At 68.7% G+C, this 18,479-nt stretch carries 15 protein-coding genes; 8 read left to right on the forward strand and 7 right to left on the reverse strand.

All coding sequences use genetic code 11. The features are described from left to right. Window positions 1–306: 306 nt before the first annotated feature. Together A3M1_RS0104680 and pyc are read right to left on the reverse strand one after the other, a co-directional pair. Window positions 307–1,485, reverse strand: a complete 1,179-nt coding sequence (locus A3M1_RS0104680) for a Re/Si-specific NAD(P)(+) transhydrogenase subunit alpha (RefSeq protein WP_026221144.1) — start codon at window positions 1,483–1,485, stop codon at window positions 307–309. A gap of 56 nt (window positions 1,486–1,541) precedes the next feature. Continuing rightward, window positions 1,542–5,015: a pyruvate carboxylase gene (gene pyc / locus A3M1_RS0104685; RefSeq protein ID WP_018387803.1), complete on the reverse strand. Its 3,474-nt coding sequence runs from the start codon at window positions 5,013–5,015 to the stop codon at window positions 1,542–1,544. A 439-nt stretch (window positions 5,016–5,454) separates the two neighbouring features. Between pyc and pyk the strand changes: the two genes are divergently transcribed. Further along, window positions 5,455–7,002 carry a pyruvate kinase gene (gene pyk, locus A3M1_RS0104690; RefSeq protein WP_026291376.1) on the forward strand — a complete coding sequence of 516 codons (1,548 nt, stop codon included), beginning with the start codon at window positions 5,455–5,457 and terminating at the stop codon, window positions 7,000–7,002. Between the two features lie 89 nt (window positions 7,003–7,091). On the opposite strand, the gene A3M1_RS0104695 is transcribed toward pyk, so the two are convergent. Then, window positions 7,092–7,631, reverse strand: coding sequence for a hypothetical protein (locus A3M1_RS0104695; RefSeq protein WP_245261570.1), 540 nt, complete (start codon window positions 7,629–7,631; stop codon window positions 7,092–7,094). Between A3M1_RS0104695 and A3M1_RS0104700 the strand changes: the two genes are divergently transcribed. After that, window positions 7,630–8,028 carry a GFA family protein gene (locus tag A3M1_RS0104700; protein WP_018387806.1) on the forward strand — a complete coding sequence of 133 codons (399 nt, stop codon included), beginning with the start codon at window positions 7,630–7,632 and terminating at the stop codon, window positions 8,026–8,028. The genes A3M1_RS0104695 and A3M1_RS0104700 overlap by 2 nt on opposite strands. A 4-nt stretch (window positions 8,029–8,032) precedes the next feature. Here the strand turns inward: A3M1_RS0104700 and A3M1_RS0104705 are convergent, their stop codons facing one another. Next, window positions 8,033–8,545, reverse strand: coding sequence for a L,D-transpeptidase (locus A3M1_RS0104705; protein WP_018387807.1), 513 nt, complete (start codon window positions 8,543–8,545; stop codon window positions 8,033–8,035). 270 nt (window positions 8,546–8,815) lie between these two features. On the opposite strand from A3M1_RS0104705, the gene A3M1_RS26640 reads away from it, so the two are divergent. The 6 genes from A3M1_RS26640 to A3M1_RS0104735 all read left to right on the forward strand — a co-directional run bounded on the left by A3M1_RS26640 (window position 8,816) and on the right by A3M1_RS0104735 (window position 13,787). Next, window positions 8,816–8,974, forward strand: coding sequence for a hypothetical protein (locus A3M1_RS26640; protein ID WP_018387808.1), 159 nt, complete (start codon window positions 8,816–8,818; stop codon window positions 8,972–8,974). 99 nt (window positions 8,975–9,073) lie between these two features. Continuing rightward, window positions 9,074–9,781: a hypothetical protein gene (locus A3M1_RS0104715; protein WP_018387809.1), complete on the forward strand. Its 708-nt coding sequence runs from the start codon at window positions 9,074–9,076 to the stop codon at window positions 9,779–9,781. Between the two features lie 206 nt (window positions 9,782–9,987). After that, the gene (locus A3M1_RS0104720; RefSeq protein ID WP_018387810.1) at window positions 9,988–10,554 is read left to right on the forward strand and encodes a TetR/AcrR family transcriptional regulator; all 567 of its coding nucleotides are present in this window, start codon (window positions 9,988–9,990) and stop codon (window positions 10,552–10,554) included. An 83-nt stretch (window positions 10,555–10,637) separates the two neighbouring features. After that, a complete protein-coding gene (locus A3M1_RS0104725) occupies window positions 10,638–11,816 on the forward strand; it encodes a transporter substrate-binding domain-containing protein (protein ID WP_018387811.1) in 1,179 nt (392 codons plus the stop codon). Window positions 11,817–11,830: 14 nt separating this feature from the next. After that, window positions 11,831–12,469, forward strand: a complete 639-nt coding sequence (locus tag A3M1_RS0104730; RefSeq protein WP_018387812.1) for an ANTAR domain-containing response regulator — start codon at window positions 11,831–11,833, stop codon at window positions 12,467–12,469. Between the two features lie 280 nt (window positions 12,470–12,749). Next, window positions 12,750–13,787: an aliphatic amidase gene (locus tag A3M1_RS0104735; RefSeq protein WP_018387813.1), complete on the forward strand. Its 1,038-nt coding sequence runs from the start codon at window positions 12,750–12,752 to the stop codon at window positions 13,785–13,787. Window positions 13,788–14,012: 225 nt separating this feature from the next. Here the strand turns inward: A3M1_RS0104735 and A3M1_RS0104740 are convergent, their stop codons facing one another. The 3 genes from A3M1_RS0104740 to A3M1_RS0104750 form a co-directional block, all read right to left on the reverse strand. After that, window positions 14,013–16,310, reverse strand: a complete 2,298-nt coding sequence (locus A3M1_RS0104740; RefSeq protein WP_018387814.1) for a nitric oxide reductase activation protein NorD — start codon at window positions 16,308–16,310, stop codon at window positions 14,013–14,015. After that, window positions 16,307–17,176: a CbbQ/NirQ/NorQ/GpvN family protein gene (locus tag A3M1_RS0104745; RefSeq protein ID WP_018387815.1), complete on the reverse strand. Its 870-nt coding sequence runs from the start codon at window positions 17,174–17,176 to the stop codon at window positions 16,307–16,309. Before A3M1_RS0104745 ends, A3M1_RS0104740 begins: the two co-directional genes overlap by 4 nt. 171 nt (window positions 17,177–17,347) lie before the next feature. Next, window positions 17,348–18,478, reverse strand: coding sequence for an ABC transporter permease (locus tag A3M1_RS0104750; protein WP_018964196.1), 1,131 nt, complete (start codon window positions 18,476–18,478; stop codon window positions 17,348–17,350). Window position 18,479 lies beyond the last annotated feature (1 nt).

An 18,479-nucleotide genomic window follows, 5' to 3' on the forward strand; every position in this document is an offset into this window, starting at 1 on the left:
GCAGGCGTCCCCGGAAGGCGCCCCTGCCACGTCATCCCGGACGGCGCGAAGCGCCGAGCCGGGATCGCAAGCAAGACGGGCGGGTGCCGGAAGAGCGCCGGACGAGTGCCGCGCCGGCGAGCCCTTCCCTCCGGCCGTCATCCCCCTCCCAGACCGTCATCCCCGGGCTTGACCCGGGGATCCATGTCCCGCACGCCGCAGCGCGGGTCCATGGTTCCGGTGGCCCGTGGATCCCCGGGTCAAGCCCGGGGATGACGTGGGAGAGGCGGCCCGCGCCTTACGCCGTCCGCCCTACGCCGTCCGCCCTTAAGCCGCCGAAGCGTCCGTGGCCGCCGCCGCCGGCGCAACGTCGGCCGGCTTGAAGCCCGGATGCACCACCGCCCCGTCCTTGGTCAGCAGCGTCGCCTTCACCAGCTCGTCGTCCCACTTCACCGCGAGCGCCTTCGTGCTCTTGTCCACCAGCGTCTCGACAAAGGCGTAGAGGTTCTTGGCGTAGAGCTGCGAGGCGGTGGCCGCGAGGCGTCCCGGCACGTTGAGATGGCCGACGATCTTGACACCGTTCGCCGTGGTGACGACTTCGCCGGCGACCGCGCCTTCGACATTGCCGCCGCGTTCCACCGCGAGGTCGATCAGGATCGAGCCCGGCTTCATCGCCGCCACCGTGTCGGCCGCCACCAGCTTGGGCGCCGGGCGGCCGGGGATCAGCGCCGTGGTGATGACGATGTCCTGCTTGGCGATGTGGGCGGCGGTCAGCGCCGCCTGCTTGGCCTGGTATTCCGCCGACATCGCCTTGGCGTAGCCGCCGGCGGTTTCCGCCTGCTTGAACTCCTCGTCCTCCACCGCGATGAACTTGGCGCCGAGGGATTCGACCTGTTCCTTCGCCGCCGGGCGCACATCGGTGGCCGAGACCACCGCGCCGAGGCGCCGCGCCGTGGCGATCGCCTGCAGGCCGGCCACACCCGCGCCCATGATGAAGACGCGCGCCGCCGGCACGGTGCCGGCCGCCGTCATCATCATCGGGAAGGCCCGGCCGAACTCGGACGAGGCGTCGATCACCGCGCGGTAGCCGGCAAGGTTGGCCTGCGAGGACAGCACGTCCATCACCTGCGCCCGGGTGATGCGCGGCATCAGCTCCATCGCGAACAGGCTGGCGCCGGTGCCGGCGATCTCGGTCAGCGCCGCCTCATGGCCATGCGGGTCGGCGATGGCGATCACAAGCGCGCCGGGGTTGATGCCCTTCAGCGCCGCCGCCTCCGGCCGGCGCACGGCGAGCACCAGATCCGCCCCCGAAACCGCCGCCGCATTGTCCGCGACAACGCTGGCGCCCGCGCCCTCATAATCAGCATCGCCAATCCCCGACGCCACACCCGCACCCGAGGCAACAACAACCGTCGCCCCCAAGCCGAGATAGCGCTTTACCGTGTCGGGACTGCCCGCCACGCGGGGCTCAAGGCCCGTCTCTTCCTTCAGTATTGCCAATCGCATTTTTGCCTGCCTCCCAAGATCGCCTTCCTCCCGAGAAGGTCGTTAACCGTTTCGTTTCACGTCTGGTCGTCGAGAACGACCAGCAAATCCTTGGCGTCGATCGCGTTGCCGGGCGCCACCAGAATCTCCGCCACCGTGCCCGCGCGCGGGGCATGGATCGCCGTTTCCATCTTCATCGCCTCGATGGTGAGCAGCACGTCGCCGGCCTGCACCGCCTGCCCGCCCTGCACGGCGAGCGAGGAGATGGTGCCCGGCATCGGCGCGGCGACATGGGCGGGGTTGCCCTCCTCCGCCTTGCGCCTTCCGGCGATTTTCGGCACCGCGTCGCGGTCGACCGCCAGGATCATGCGCGGCTGGCCGTTCAGCTCGAAGAACACCTCGACCTGGCCGTCGTCGCGGGTGTCGCCGAGCGCGGTGAGGCGCACCATCAGCGTCTTGCCGCGCTCGATCTCGATCGTGGTCTCATCCCCCGGCTTCATGCCGTAGAAGAACACCGGGGTCGGCAGCGCCGAGACCGGGCCGAACTGGGCCAGCACCGGGGCGAAGTCGGAAAACACCTTCGGGTACATGAGGTAGGAGGCGAGTTCGCGGTCGGAGGCCGGCCGGCCGATGAGCGCCGACACATCGGCGCGTTCGGCTTCGAGATCGGCGTCCTCCAGCAGCGAGCCGTAGCGCACGGTGATCGGCGCCTCGCCCTTCAGCGCCTTCGCCTGCAGCGCTTCCGGCCAGCCGCCGAGGGGCTGGCCATATTCGCCATGCAGCATCGCCACCGCCGAGGCCGGGAAGGCGACGTCGCGCGCGGGGTCCAGCACGTCGGCGGCGGAGAGGCCCTGGCTCACCATCATGAGGGCGAGGTCGCCCACCACCTTGGAGGAGGGCGTGACCTTGATGATGTCGCCGAACAGGTCGTTGGCGTCGCGATAGGCCCGCGCCACCTCGTGCCAGCGGCTCTCCAGCCCCATGGAGCGGGCCTGTTCCTTCAAGTTTGTGAACTGCCCGCCGGGCATTTCGTGCAGATAGACTTCCGAGGCCGGGCCCTTGAGGTCGCTCTCGAAGGCGGCGTATTGCGCGCGCACGCCTTCCCAATAGAAGGAGATGCGGCGGATGGCTTCCGGGTCGAGCCCGGTGTCGCGCTCCGAGCCGCGCAGCGCCTCGACGATGGAGCCGAGGCACGGCTGCGAGGTCATGCCGCTCATCGCGTCCATGGCGAGGTCGACCGCGTCGACCCCCGCCTCCACCGCCGCCAGCACCGAGGCGCCGGCGACGCCCGAGGTGTCATGGGTGTGGAAGTGGATGGGCAGGCCGATCTCCTCCTTCAGCGCCTTGAACAGCACCTTGGCGGCGGCGGGCTTGACCAGGCCGCCCATATCCTTGAGGCCAAGGACATGGATGCCGGTCTTCTCCAGTTCCTTGGCCATCGAGACATAGTATTTCAGGTCGTATTTCGACCGTGCCGGGTCGAGCAGGTCGCCGGCATAGCAGATGGCGCCCTCGACCAGCTTGCCGGTCTTCAGCGCCTCGTCGATCGAGACGCGCATGTTCTCGATCCAGTTGAGGCAGTCGAAGACGCGGAAAATGTCCATGCCGGCATCCGCCGCCTGGCGGATGAAGAAGCGCACGACATTGTCGGGGTAGTTGGCGTAGCCGACCCCGTTGGCGCCGCGCACCAGGGTCTGCGTCAGGATGTTCGGCACCGCCTCGCGGATCTTCGCCAACCCTTCCCACGGGTCTTCCGAGAGGAAGCGCATGGAGACATCGAACGCCGCCCCGCCCCAGCATTCCAGCGAGAGGAGGCCCGGCAGCCCCCGCGCGTAGGACTCGGCGACGCGGCCGATGTCGTGCGAACGCATGCGGGTGGCGAGCAGCGACTGGTGGGCGTCGCGCATGGTGGTGTCGGTGACGAGCACCCGCTTCTGCGCCAGCATCCAGTCGGCGAAGCCCTTGGGGCCGAGCTGGTCGAGCAATTGCCGCGTGCCGGGCGCCGGCGCGGCGCGGAAGGCCGGCGGCTCGGGAATGCGGGCGGTGGCGGAAGGCCGGGCGCGGCCCTTCACTTCCGGGTGGCCGTTCACCGTGACATCGGCGATCCAGGCCAGCAGCTTGGTGGCGCGGTCACGTCTTCCGCCGAAATCGAACAGCTCCGGCGTGGTGTCGATGAAGCGGGTGGTGTAGCGGCAGGAGGTGAAATCGTCGTGCGTCAGCACGTTTTCGAGGAAGGGCAGATTGGTCGCCACGCCGCGGATGCGGTATTCGCGCAGCGCCCGGTGCATGCGGGCGATGACCTCGTCCGAGGTCGGCGCCCAGGCCGTCACCTTCTCCAGCATCGGGTCGTAGAAGCGCGTGACCACGGCGCCGGAATAGGCGGTGCCGCCATCGACACGGATGCCGAAGCCCATGGCGCCGCGATAGGCGGTGATGCGGCCATAGTCCGGGATGAAATTGTTCTCGGGGTCCTCGGTGGTGATGCGGCACTGCAGGGCGTGGCCGTTGAGGCGGATGGCGTCCTGCGCGGGAATGCCGGTCTCGCTGAGATCGCCGATATGGCCGCCTTCGAGGATGCGGATCTGCGCCTTGATCAGGTCGAGGCCGGTGACGACTTCCGTCACCGTGTGCTCGACCTGGATGCGCGGATTGACCTCGATGAAATAGAAGGCGCCGGTGTCGGCATCCATCAGGAACTCGACCGTGCCGGCGCCGATATAGTCGGTGGCCCGGCCGATGGCGAGAGCGGCGTCGGTGAGGGCCTTGCGGGTCGCCGCGTCGACATAAGGCGCCGGGGCGCGCTCGATCACCTTCTGGTTGCGGCGCTGGATCGAGCAGTCGCGCTCGAACAGATGGACGAGATTGCCATGGGTGTCGCCGAGGATCTGCACCTCGACATGCCGGGCGCGGCGCACCAGCTTTTCGAGATAGACCTCATCCTTGCCGAAGGCCGCCTTGGCCTCGCGCTTGGCGGTCATCACGGCGTCGAGCAGCTTGTCCTCGCTGTCGATGGGGCGCATGCCGCGCCCGCCGCCGCCCCAGCTCGCCTTGAGCATGACGGGGTAGCCGACCGCGCGGGCCGCCGCCAGCACCGCCTGCGGGTCGTCCGGCAGCGGCTCGGTCGCCGGCATGACGGGCACGCCGACCGAGATGGCGAGGTTGCGCGCGGCCACCTTGTTGCCGAGGTCGCGCATGGTCTGCGGCGTCGGGCCGATGAAGATGATTCCCGCTTCCGCACACGCCTCGGCGAATTCGGGACTCTCGGAAAGGAAGCCATAGCCGGGATGGATGGCGTCGACCTTCGCCTCCTTGGCGACGCGGATCACCTCGTCGATGGAGAGATAGGCGTCGATCGGACCCAGCGGCTTGGGCAGAAACGGGCCGCGCCCGACCTGATAAGCCTCGTCCGCCTTGAACCGATGCAGGGAGAGCTTGTCCTCCTCCGCATAGAGGGCGACCGTGGTGATGCCGAGTTCGGTCGCGGCGCGAAAGACGCGGATCGCGATCTCGGACCGGTTTGCGACGAGGAGCTTCTTGATCGTTCGCGTCATGGCGTGGCGTCACCCGTGGTTGCGGTCAGCGAATGTTGAAAACTCGAAACCTGCATCCTGCTGCGGACCAAACGGGCGCCCCGCCTGCCTGCCGCTGCCGGAACCGGCAGAAGGGCGATGCATCAGCCATGCCGTATTCCGTGACGGGATACCGGCGCTCGGACAGATGCCGCATGCGTGACACGCATAGTGGTATACAGAATTACGCATGCCAGCAAGATTTTTCAGCCGGACCGGCGTCGCTGTCGGTGTCCTGTCCCCGGCCTGGACGGTTGCCAATGCTGACCCAGCGTTACGCTTTTGTGAGCCGCGCGGCCCGGCGCGTCGCGAAAGGGACACGCTGCGGTGCAAGATAACATCCGAGAGACAGAGCTAGACTTTTGGTCCATATGAGACGCGCCGGTGCCGCGCATCGGCGAGCCCACCGACGGAGGATATTATGGTTAGCAGGCGTGGACGCGCGACCAAGATCGTGGCGACGCTGGGTCCGGCTTCTTCAAGTCCGGAAATGATCAAGGCGCTTTATGAGGCCGGGGTCGATGTGTTCCGGCTTAATTTCAGCCACGGCACCCAGGAAAACCATGGCCGCGTTCTGGCCTCTGTACGGGCGCTGGAAAAGGAAGTCCGCCGGCCGATCGGCGTGCTCGCCGACCTGCAGGGCCCGAAGCTGCGCCTCGGCCGCTTCGAGAACGGCTTTATCAACCTGACCGCCGGCTCGACCATCCGCTTCGACACCGACCCGACGCCGGGCAACGAGACCCGCGTCTCGATCCCGCACCCGGAAATCCTCGAAGCCCTCAATGAAGGCTCCACCGTGCTGCTCGACGACGGCAAAGTGCGGGTTCGGGTGGTGAAGAAGGGCGCAGGCTATATCGACGCCGAAGTGGTCGCCGGCAACAAGCTGTCGAACAATAAGGGCTTCAACGTCCCCGACGTGCTGCTGCCGGTCTCGGCGCTCACCGACAAGGACCGCGCCGACCTGTTCTTCGCCCTCGACCTCGGCGTCGAGTGGATCGCGCTCTCCTTCGTGCAGCGCCCCGAGGACGTGCTCGAAGCCAAGGAGCTGATCCAGGGCCGCGCCCAGATCAACCTCAAGCTGGAGAAGCCGCTCGCGGTCGAGCACCTCACCCGCCTCACCGAGCTGTCGGACAGCATCATGGTGGCGCGCGGCGATCTCGGCGTCGAGCTGTCGCTGCCGGAAATCCCGGCGCTGCAGAAGCGCGTCATCCGCGAATCCCGCCGCCTCGGCAAGCCGGTGATCGTGGCGACGCAGATGCTGGAATCGATGATCAGCGCCCCGGTGCCGACCCGCGCCGAAGTCTCCGACGTCGCCACCGCCGTCTATGATGGCGCCGACGCGGTGATGCTCTCGGCCGAAAGCGCCGCCGGCCAGTACCCGGTGGAAGCCGTGGCGATGATGGACCAGATCATCAAGCAGGTGGAGCGTGATCCCGGCTACCGCGCGATCATCGAATCGCAGCGTCCCGAGGAAGGCCATTCGGTGGCCGATGCGGTGACGCAGGCCGCCTATCACGCCGCGCTATCGACCAATGCGGCGGCGATCGTCACCTACACCCTGTCCGGCACCACCACGCTGCACGCGGCGCGCGAGCGCCCGCGCATCCCGATCATCGGCATTGCCAGCCAGCTGTCGACCGCCCGCCGGCTTGTCATGTCCTATGGCGTGCATGTCGTGCACGCGCCGGAGGAGATCCACACCTTCGGCGAGATGGCGGCCAAGGCGACGCAGGTGACGGTGGAGCACGGCTTCGCCACCGAGGGCGACCTGATCGCCATCACCGCCGGCGTGCCCTTCGCCACCCCCGGCACCACCAATGTGCTGCGCCTCGTCACCATCGACAAGGCGATGGCCCACCGCACCCCGCGCCCGGAAGAGACCGGCGATTCCATGCGCCCCCGCGCCGCGGCGATGAAGGCCGACGACGCCGTGCTGCGCTCCGCCCCGGTGGAACCGGCGGCGGAGTGAAGCAGCGCCAGGCGCCTTGCTCAATACCGAAAGGCCCGGCTCGCGCCGGGCCTTTTTTCGTTGCAGGCGGGGTGTGGAACCCGGCGGCGCTACCCGCTGAAATGGCGCCGGGCGAGGGCGATAGTCGCCTCGTCCTCGGTGACGATCTCGTAGAACGAACTGTCGAACGCGCGCACCATCAGCCACGGGGCCGCCGCCGCTCCCTCGAAGGCCCGGAATTCTCCGGTGATGACCTGAAGAATATCGTCCGCGCGGACGCGCAAGGTCTCGCCCGACAGGCGTTGGCCGGTTCCGGCGATCGCCTGCGCCCAGCTGATGTCGTGGCCCGCTTTGGCCGTCGCCCAGAATTCGCCCTCGTCGCCGTGATCCAACTCCCACGCGGCATGGTCGCCACGGGGCTGCAAGAGGCGGAGAATGTCGCGCAGATGAACGTCGCGGCCGTCACTCAGCACGGATCGGAATTGGAACGAGGCCATGCGGCAGGGTGGCACATCGGGCGCGCGGCGGGCAAATTGACGGATCGGCGGAAAGCAATGTCCGGAGGACTGCCGGAACCGGAGGCCCCGCGCGTGGTTGGCCTGCAGCCCGTGCCGCGCGATGCTGGAGTCTCGACCCAAGGAGATCCCCATGACCCTTACCGGTGGCTGCAATTGCGGAGACGTCCGCTACCAGATCGAGGGCGCGCCGCTGCGGGTCGGGCTGTGCCATTGCGCGACCTGCCGGAAACAGTCCGGCTCGGCCTTTTCCTTCTTCGGCATCTGGCCGCGCGCGGGGGTCACGCTGTCCGGCGAACTCGCCTGCTGGCAGGTCCGGGCGGGGGGCGAGCGCTTCTGCCCCAGCTGCGGGTCGCAGCTGTTCTGCTGGGAGGAGGGGTCGGACGAGATCGAGGTCAAGCTCGGCACGCTGGACGCGCCGCCATCCGCGCTGGTGCCCTCCTACGAACTCTGGACGATCCGCCGCGAGCACTGGCTCGCGCCGCAGGAGGGCGCGGAGCAGCACGCGCGCGACCGCGACGAGCCGGGCTGAGCCTTCACGGCAGCATCACCACCGTGGTGCCGACGCGCACGCGCTCATACAGGTCGATAATGTCCTCGTTCAGCATCCGCACGCAGCCATAGGAGGCGAAGGTGCCGATGGATTTCGGCTTGTTGGTGCCGTGGATGGCGTATTGCCCGCCGCCCGTCAGCGTCATGGCGCGGGCGCCCATCGGGTTCTCGGGCGTGCCGCCGGCGATGACATCCGGCAGCTTCGGGTTGTCGCGCTTGATCTCCTCGGGCGGCGACCAGGCCGGCTCGACATATTTGCGCTCGATCCGGGTCTCGCCCTGCCACTGCTTGCCCTTGCGGCCGACCGCCACGGGGTAGCGGATCGCCTGCCCCTCGCCGACCACCAGATAGAGCGTGCGCTCCCTGGTGCTGACCACGATGGTGCCCGGGCGGTAGGCCAGATTGGCGAACGCCACCGTCTCGCGGGCCAGGCTCGCGGAGGCGGGAATCAGCAGCGCCGCCGCCGCGACCAGGGCCAGGAGGATTCCACGCCGCATTCTTTCACTCCCGCCCGCCGGCCTGTGATTTCTTGGCTGTCCTGATAGCAGAAACCCGCCCGCCCGCGGGTCGGCAGACCGGCCGAGAGGCGATTCCCGGCAATCTTCGTGCCCTTTATGCAACAGTCGGCAAAATCCCGGATATGCCGGCGCGGTGCCCCCCTGCTGTCAATTGACCGCCACAAAGGAAGCGCTACTCAACATCTAGTTAAGACCCAGGCTCCGCCGGTCTCATTACTCTGAATTATTTCTAACCTAAGGTAATCCGCCATGATCAAGTCGCTCCTCGTCGTCTCCGCCTCCCTCTTCATGCTCGGCGCCGCCGTCGCCGCCGACATGCCCCAGCCCCAGCCGGTCAAGGCCCAGGCCGCGCCCGTCGGCAAGGCCCCGGTCGGCAAGGCTCCCGAGCCGATCGCCACCAAGGGCTGAGCCCTTCTGCCCGCGCACCCCGTTTGAGGCGTGCTTGACATAAGCGCGGCCGGCCCGCCCGGCCGCGCGATGTGTTCGAGAGAAAGACGGAGTGCCGTTATGACGATGATCTTCCCGATGATACGCCGCCGCAGCCGCGCCCTCGCGCTGTGCGCCCTCACGGCGTCCGGCCTGCTGACCGCGCCGGCCTTCGCCACGCAGGCCGGCGCGACGCAGACGGCTGCGACTTCCCCCGCCGGCACACAGGTCGCCAGCATCGGCGCCGGCGCTTCTGCCGCAAGTTCCCCTGCCGCAAGTTCCCCTGCTGCCAGCGCCCCCGGCGCTTCGGAAGCTGCCGCCGCGCCGGCGCCGGCGCCCTATTATGTCGATTTCCGCGCCCGCACCGCCGCCACCTATGGCCATGCCTTTCTCTGGTACGGCAAGTCCAGCGAGCGCGCGGTCGACGTTGCCGGTCTCCACCCGGCGACCGACAGCCCGGTGCCCTATGTGCTCGGGCACTTCATGTTCGTGCAGTCGGAAACCGGCGCCAGCTATGGCGATCTCGACGAGCAGTATCTGACCGCCAATTACCGGGTCTACCTCTCCGAGGAAGACGCGCCCAAGGTTTTCGCCTATATCCAGAAGCTGCAGAAGACGACGCCGTTCTGGAACGCCACCACCACCAACTGCACCTGGTTCATCGGCCAGGTCGCCTCCTTCATGGGCCTCGACACCCCCTCGCATCTCCTTCTTCCGGAGGATTATGTGAACGAGCTCAAGAAGATGAACGACAGCCGCAACATGGCGAGCCTCGCGCCCGGCCGCTGACCGCAGCGCCGCGGGCCGGGCCACGCGCGAAACGGCACACGCGCACCGCACGCACCGCTCTTGCCCCGCCCGCCTTCCCTCGCACGCGACAATCCGGCACGGCCCGGTGGTCGGGACTTATTCCTATTCCCACCGCCAGCGTTTTTGTGCTTTGAGGGCGTTGCCAACAGGCGCCCGCATGCGGCGCCCCCTCCAGGAGAGCCGCGTTGCGGGTCACGAAAGCCAAGGTCGCCGAGCATCGCCGGTCGATCCTCGATTCCGCCTCCCGCCTGTTTCGCGAGCGCGGCTTCCGGGATGTCGGCGTCGCCGAGATCATGCAGGCGAGCGGGCTGACCCATGGCGCGTTCTACGGTCATTTCCGCTCCAAGGCGGAACTGGCCGATGCCGCATGCCAGGAGGCCTGTGCCGAAGGCGCCCAGCGCTGGCTGGAATCGGCCTCGCTCCCCGAGATCCTCGACCGCTACCTCTCCCCCGCCCATCGCGACAACCCGGCCGCCGGCTGCGCCCTCGCGGCGCTGGGCGCCGAGGTGGCGCGCCAGCCCGGCGAGGTGCAGAAGAGCTTTGCCGAGGGCATGGGCCGTTTCGTCGACGCCCTTGAACGTCACATGGACGAGGCCCCGCCGGAGGCACGGCGCCAGCAGGCCATGGCGGTGCTGTCCTGCATGATCGGCGCCCTCACCCTGGCGCGCGCGGTGGCGAGCGGCGACCCCGCGCTCTCCGACGCCATCCTCGCTGCCGCACGCGAGCAGTTACGCAGCCATTTCGGCGCGTAAAGGGGGCAAACGCCGTATTGCGCCGCGCGCCCCCGGCTGGTCGCATGGGCCGGACGAGGTTCCGGTGCGGAGTGCGGCGGCTGATGCGGGCAGGTTCCCCAGCGAGCGACAGCAAGGATGACGCCTGGCGGGTGGGACTGCTGTTCTCCGCCACCGGCGTGACGGCGGATGTGGAAACCTCGCAGCGCGGCGGCACGCTGCTCGCCATTGACGAGATCAACGCCGCCGGCGGGGTGCGCGGGCGGCGCATCGAGGCGGTGGCCTATGATCCGGCTTCCGACCCGCGCGCCTTCCGCAGCCTCGCCGAAAAACTGCTGGCCGAGGATGGCGTGCGGCTCGTCTTCGGCTGCTACATGTCCTCCACCCGCAAGGCGGTGCTCCCCGTGGTGGAAGCCCATAACGGGCTGCTGTTCTACCCCACGCTCTATGAAGGCTTCGAATATTCGCGCCACTGCGTCTATACCGGCGCGGCGCCGAACCAGAATTCGATCCAGCTCGCCACCTATCTGCTGCGCCATCACGGCAACCGCTTCTTTCTGATCGGTTCCGACTACGTCTACCCCTACGAATCCAACCGCATCATGAGCGATTTCGTGGTGCAGTCGCGCGGGCGCGTGCTGGGCGAGGTCTATGTGCCGCTCGACGCGCCGGAAGCCGCCTTCGCCGAGGTGATGGAGAAGGTGCGCGAAGCCGAACCGGACGTCATCTTCTCCACCGTGGTCGGCACGGACACCGCGAAGCTCTACGCCGCCCACCACGCCGCCGGCTTCTCGTCCCGCCGCCTCCCCATCGCCAGCCTCACCACCAGCGAGGCGGAAGTGGCGCGGATGCCGCGCGAGGTGGCGGCCGGCCACATCACTGCCGCGCCCTTCTTCGAGACGCTGGGCACGCCGGCAGCGCGGCGCTTCGTCGCCGCCTTCAAGAAGCGCAACGGCGTGCACCGGTCGGTGACGGCGGCGGCGGAGGCGGCCTATTTCCAGATGCACCTCGCCATGCAGGCGCTGGAGCGCGCCGGCACCGACGCGCCGCAGGCGCTGCTGGCCGAACTCGGCGCCGGCAGCTTCGAGGCGCCGCAGGGGCGGGTGCGGATCGAGCCCAGCAATCACCATGCCTGGCTGCGCCCGCGCATCGCGGAGATCGGCGCGGATGGGCGCTTTCACATCGTGTGGGACGCCGGGGCGGCGGTAAAGCCGGACCCCTATTGCGTGGTTCAGAACCTCGACGACTGGCCGGCCGATGGCCGCCGGTTCGCGCTGTCGTGACGGGAGGCGGCGAGATGGCGATGCAGGTGCTCAAGGATTTACGCGGCCTTCGGGTGTCGGTGATCCACCCACCCGACGAGGAGCGCCCGAGCCTCATCGAACATCTGCGCCGCATCGGCTGCGCGGTGGAGGCGGTGTGGCCGGTGCCGGCGCACTGGCCGGCCGGCGCCGATGTCGTGCTGCTCGCCATCGAGCCGGACGCGCGGGCCGACATTGCCCGCCTGCTGAAAGCCGACCCCGCCCGGCGCCCGACGCTGATCGCCATTGTCGGCTATGAAAACCCGGCGACGCTGCAGATCGTGCTGGAAGCCGGCGCGGTGGCGGTGGTGGAACGGCCGATCCGCCCCTTCGGCCTGCTCACCCAGCTCACCATCGCCCGCACGCTCTGGCTGGAGCGCGAGGAGGCGAAGAAGCGCGTCGCCCGGCTGGAGCACAAGCTCGCCGGCCTGCAGACGGTGCAGCGGGCGAAGTCGATCCTGATGGAAAATCTCGGCCTGAGCGAGGAGGACGCCTATCAGAGCCTGCGCCGGCAGGCGATGGCCAAGCGCATGCCGCTGGAGGACATGGCGGCCTCGCTGATCCACGCCAGCGAATTGCTGCAAATGTCGCCCCGCAGCCGCGACGCGCGGGCCGGTCCGCCGGCCGGCTCTTGAAGTCGCGCGGCGAGGGTGATTAGATAGTGCCCATGGACGATTTCCGGGCAGACGGCCCGCGGATCGCTCTTCCGCCCGCCACCAATGCTGTTGGCCGGCCCTGGCACTGTCGCCCGAAAGGCTCATAGGAGCCCGACGGGTTTTTTTGTGCCTGATGTGACCCGGATCGACCGTCGATCCGCGTGGGAACAACGCGGTTCCGCCCCATCCCCCTTCCCGACACCGCAAGGCCCCGGCCGCCGGCAAGGCGCGCCCGCGCGCCTTTTCGAGGAGACTTCCCATGTTGCACGGCGACATTTCCAGCAGCAAAGACACCGTCGGCGTAGCGGTGGTGAACTACAAGATGCCGCGCCTGCACACCAAGGCCGAAGTTCTAGAGAACGCCCGCAAGATCGCCGACATGGTGGTGGGCATGAAGATCGGCCTGCCGGGCATGGACCTGGTGATCTTCCCCGAGTACTCGACCCACGGAATCATGTATGATTCCAAGGAGATGTACGAGACCGCCTCGACCATTCCCGGCGATGAGACCGAGATTTTCGCCGAGGCCTGCCGCAAGGCCAAGGTGTGGGGCGTGTTCTCGCTGACCGGCGAACGCCATGAGGAACACCCCAACAAGGCGCCCTACAACACGCTCATCCTGATGAATGACAAGGGTGAGATCGTGCAGAAATACCGCAAGATCATGCCCTGGGTGCCGATCGAGGGCTGGTATCCCGGCAATTGCACCTATGTCTCGGAAGGGCCGAAGGGGATGAAGATCTCCCTCATCATCTGCGACGACGGCAATTACCCGGAAATCTGGCGCGACTGCGCGATGAAGGGCGCGGAGCTGATCGTGCGCTGCCAGGGCTACATGTACCCTGCCAAGGAGCAGCAGGTGCTGATGTCGAAGGCCATGGCCTTCGCCAACAATGTCTATGTCGCGGTGGCCAATGCCTCCGGCTTTGACGGCGTCTATTCCTATTTCGGCCATTCGGCGATTGTCGGCTTCGACGGGCGCACGCTCGGCGAATGCGGCGAGGAGGATTATGGCATCCAGTACGCCGCGCTTTCCGTGTCGCTGATCCGCGACGCGCGCAAGAACATGCAGTCGCAGAACCACCTCTTCAAGCTGGTGCATCGCGGCTATACCGGCCTGATCAATTCCGGCGACGGCGACAAGGGCGTAGCCGCCTGCCCGTATGATTTCTACGCCAAATGGATCGCCGACCCCGAGGGCACGCGGGAAATGGTGGAATCCTTCACCCGCTCCACCGTCGGTACCGAGGAATGCCCGATCGAGGGAATCCCCAACCCCGACACCACGCATCGGTGAGGCAATGCGACGTCATGGCTGGGCGTGTCCCGGCCATGACGGTCCTGGGCCACGAGAACCATCCTTCGAGGCTCGCTTCGCTCGCACCTCAGGATGACGGCGGTCTGCTGCAAGAGGCCTCGTCAGGATGACGGTCTTCTTCTGCAAGAGCAGTCGTCATGCTGAGGTGCCGGCGCCCCCCGCGCCGGCCTCGAAGCACGCAGGCGCGGGCCACCGCCTCACCCTTCACCGCCGCGCCAGGCGGAAATACAGTTCCGACAACCGCTGCGGCAAATCCTCGATCCGGCGCACCGGCATGGCATTGGCCTTGCCGAAGATCGCCGGCCCGCAGCCCACCCCGGCGGGATCGAGGGTGATGCCTGACGTGTCGATGCCCTGCGCGCGCAATTGCAGCACCACACGGCGGGCATCCTGCACAAGGTCCTGCGCCGGCGTATCAATGTCGGAGGGCTCGCCATCGGTGAGCACGAGGATGAGCTTGCGGAAGGCGCGCACGCGCGCGATCTCCGCCCCGGCATGGCGCAGCCCCGCGCCGAGCCGGGTCGACAGGCCGGAAGAGAGCCCGGCGAGCCGCGCCAGTGCCGCCGTGTCATAGGGCACGGCGAAACCCTTCACCTCGCACAGCCTGACATCGTCGCGGCCATTGGAGGCGAAGGCGAGCAGGGCGAAAGCGTCGCCCAGCGCCGCCAAGGCCTCGCCCAGCATCGCCACGGCGAGCTTTTCCACATCCAGCACGCTCGCCCCGCCGGCCAGCCGCTGCCGCGTCGACTGTGACATGTCGACCAGCACCAGCACGGCAAGGTCGCGCTGCGTCAGCGCGGTGGAGCGGAACACCCGCAGATCCGGCATCTCGCCGGTGCGCCGGGCGATCGCGGCCTCGATGACGGCATCGAGGTCGAGATCGTGCCCTTCCCATTGCCGCTTCAGCCGGGCGGCGCGGCCGACTTTCGCGGCTTTCACCAGCCGGGCGATGCGCTGGCGGGCGGGTGCGGCCGCCTCCAGCGCGCGAAGAAGCGGGCGCGGGTCGGCCGGGGCGGGGAGCATCGCCCGCACGCTTGTCCAGTCCGCCCGCTCGATGCCGGCCTGCGCGTCCCATTCGGGATAGGTGGCGATGACGGCGCCGGTCGCGCCGGACGGCTGCGGGCGGGCGCGGCCGGCGGGTGCCGGCGCGGGCGTCGCGTCCGGCGGGCCGTCCGCGCCTTCGCGCCGCTCCATCCGGGCGGCCTCGACCAGCAGCTGCACCTCGTCGGAAACCTCCGGGTCGATGTCGGAAAAGTCCCACAGGCCGAGCCCGTCATCGCGATAGGCCGGCTCCACCACATGGCCGCGCGCGTCGAAGCGCAGGCGCCGCTGGCCGATATCGTTGGCCAGCCGCGTGCCGATATCGAGGCTGATGGCGGGATCGTCGAGCCGGGTGCCGGCGGCGGCGAACAGCGCCTGCGCCTTGCCGACCAGCGCGTCGGGGTCGCTATATCCAGGGTCGAACAGCCCCCGCGCCAGCCGGGCGAGAAGCGCGGCGAGCGTCGGCCCATCCTCGGCGCTCGCCACATGATACGGCGCCCACAGCCGGCGCAGGCCGGGATAGCGCGCGATCGCCAGCGCCTCGATGCGCGCATCCTCAATCAGGCCGGCCAGCGCGATCTGCACCGGCCGGAATCGGCGCACCGGAAAGCGCGGATTGCCGAAGTGAAGATGCGCCCCGGCATGCAGCGCGGCGGCGCGGTAGAGATGGCGCGCGGCCTCGCCCTGCACGCTGGGGAAGATGTCGGGCAGGCGAAGCACGGGGCCGGCGATGTTGACGCGGCGGGGCGTTCCCTCGCCAGCCGGCGGCACCGGCTGGAGTTGCGGCGCCGTGCCCCACAGCGCGGCGAGCACGCGGCGCAGTTCGCTCTCCAACTCGGCAAAGCCCGGCCCGGCGCCGATGCGCGCCAGCAAACCGAGCGCCAGCGGGTCCTCCAGCGCGAAGAAGGCCCGCCGGCGTGCCCGGTCGCGGCCCGCCGCCTTCAGCCCGGCGGCGACAAAACCCTCGAACTCAGCGACATGGCCCGGCAGCACCAGGCGGCGCGCCTGCGCGGCCACATCTTCCACACAGTCCGGCGCGGCCCGCGCCAGCGTGAGCAGCGCCCGCCACCACAGGGCGCGCTCGCCCTCCCCGGCAAGGCGCGGGGCGATGGCGACAAAGCCGTCAAGCGCGGCGACCGTGGCCCGTCCCCCGGCCTCGCGGCACAGCGCGGCGGCGGCATGGCCGATCTCGCCGAGCACCGCCGGGGAGAGCTGGCCGGAGAGTTCCACGCCGGCGCGCCAGAAGGCGAGCAGCGCCCCCGCGCCGGCATTCACCTCGACCAGCGCCAGCGCGCCCTGCGCCCATGGTTCGAGCGCCGCCGTGCCATGGCGCCGGGCCAGTTGCTGCCACGTCTCCTCGAAGCGCGCGGCGAGGGTTTCGCGCGCACGCATCAGCCCGGCGAGGCGGGCAAGGGCGGGAGCGTCGCGAACCGGCGCCGCGCGGTGAATGAGCGCCGTCACGGCAGGCAGGCGGCGATCGCCGCGCCGAGCGCCCGGCGCATCTCGGCATCGTCGGTGATCGGCAGCACGATGGCCGCCTGCACCGCCGCCTCCAGCGACACGCCGCCGGCCGCCAGCCGCCCGGCATGGATGAGCATGCGGGTGGAGGCGCCCTCGTCCAGCCCCTGCCCCCGCAGGTTTCGCGAACAGACGGCGATGGCCACGAGGATGCGGGCGAGCGCGGCGTCGGTGCCGGCCTCGCGCATCACGATCTCCGCCTCCAGTTCCGGGGCGGGATAGTCGAAGGCGATGGCGATGAAACGCTGCTTGGTGGATTCCTTCAGGTCCTTCACCGCGCTCTGGTAGCCGGGGTTGTAGGAGATGACGAGCTGGAAATCGGCATGGGCGGCGACCTGCTCGTTGCGCTTTTCCAGCGGCAGGATGCGCCGCGCATCGGTGAGCGGGTGGATGACGACGGTGGTGTCCTGCCGGGCCTCGACGATCTCGTCGAGATAGCAGAGCGCGCCGTGACGCACCGCCTGGGTCAGCGGTCCGTCCTGCCACACCGTGCCTTCCGGGGTGAGCAGGAAGCGGCCGGCGAGGTCGGCGGCGGTCATGTCCTCATGCGCCGCCACGGTGATCAGCGGGCGCCCCAGCCGCCACGCCATGTGCTCGACAAAGCGGGTCTTGCCGCAGCCGGTGGGGCCTTTCAGCATCACCGGCAAACGGTGGCGCCACGCCGCCTCGAACACGGCGATCTCGTCGCCCACCGGCCGATAATAGGGCTCGGCCGCGAGGCGATAGGCGGCAAGGTCGGGGGTAAGGTCGGGGGCGCGGGCGGTGAAGGCGCTGGGCGAAAGGGCGCTCGGGGAGGTGGCGCTTGGCATGGGGTCTCCGCTGGAAAAGCGCGGCCGTCCCATGCAGGAAAGGACGGCCCCGCGAGGGGCAGTCGGCAATCCCTGCCGGTGCGCGGGCAACGTCCTTGTCGCCCGGCGCGACCATTAGAAATCCATTCGCCGCAGCGCACAAGGGGCGTTCGCCGGCCCCCTGCCCCACCCCTACCCCGCGCCCTGCAGCGCCTTGCGGAAGCGCAGCGCCGCCAGCGTGAAGAAGGCGGCGCCGATGGCGGCGAGCGCCAAGAGGTTCGGCCAGATCACCGACAGCCCGGCGCCGCGATACAGCACCGCCTGCGACAGCGCGACGAAATGGGTGGAAGGGGAAAGCTGCATCACATTCTGCAGCCAGACCGGCATGCTCTCCATCGGCGTGGTCGAGCCCGACAAGAGGTTCATGACGATGAGGATCGGCATGACGATGAGGCCGAACTGCGCCATCGAGGTCGACACCGTGGCCACCAGGATGCCGAGCGCCGTCACCGAGAACTGGTAGACCAGCATGGAGGCGACGAACAGCGTCACCGAGCCCTGCACCGGCACGCCGAGCAGCCGCTCGACCACGATCAGCAACGACAGCGTCGCCGCCACCACGATCACAAGCCCATTGGCCCAGATCTTCGCCAGCATGATCTCGTTCGGTGTCACCGGCATGACGAGCAGATGCTCGATCGTGCCGTGCTCGCGCTCGCGGATCAGCGCCGCGCCGGAGAGGATGACGGCGAGCATGGTGACATTGTTGATCACCTGCATCACGGCGGTGAACCAGGCAGAGGTGAGGTTGGCGTTGAATTTCGGGCGGATGACGACATTCACCGGCGTGGTGGCGCTCCCGCCCATCGCCGCCGCCACTTCCTGCACGAGAATGTTCTGGATATAGGCGGCGCCATTGCCGGCCTGCGACATGGCGGTGGCGTCGATGTCGAGCTGGAGGGCGGGCTGGCGGCCGGCGATCAGGTCGTGCTCGAATTTCGGCGGGATGCTGAGCACGAAGACATAGCGCCCCGCATCCATCGCCGCGTCGATCTCGCGCGCGCTGATCGGCACCGGCGGCTTGAAGAAGGGCTGCAGCAGCGCGTCGCCCAGCCGGCGCGACAGCGCGCTCTGGTCCTCGTCCACCACCGCCACGGCGGCGTTCTCGACCTCGAACTTGGCGCCGACCGAGACGGTATAGACCGCCACGGTGAAGGTGTAGAGGATCAGCCCCGCCAGCACCGGGTCGGCCTTCAGGCTGTAGAGTTCCTTGATGCCGAGCCGCCAGATGCGGGCGAGGCGGGCGAACACTCCGTCCAGCATG

This window comes from Ancylobacter sp. FA202 (assembly GCF_000380205.1).
In the GTDB taxonomy this organism is placed as follows: domain Bacteria; phylum Pseudomonadota; class Alphaproteobacteria; order Rhizobiales; family Xanthobacteraceae; genus Ancylobacter.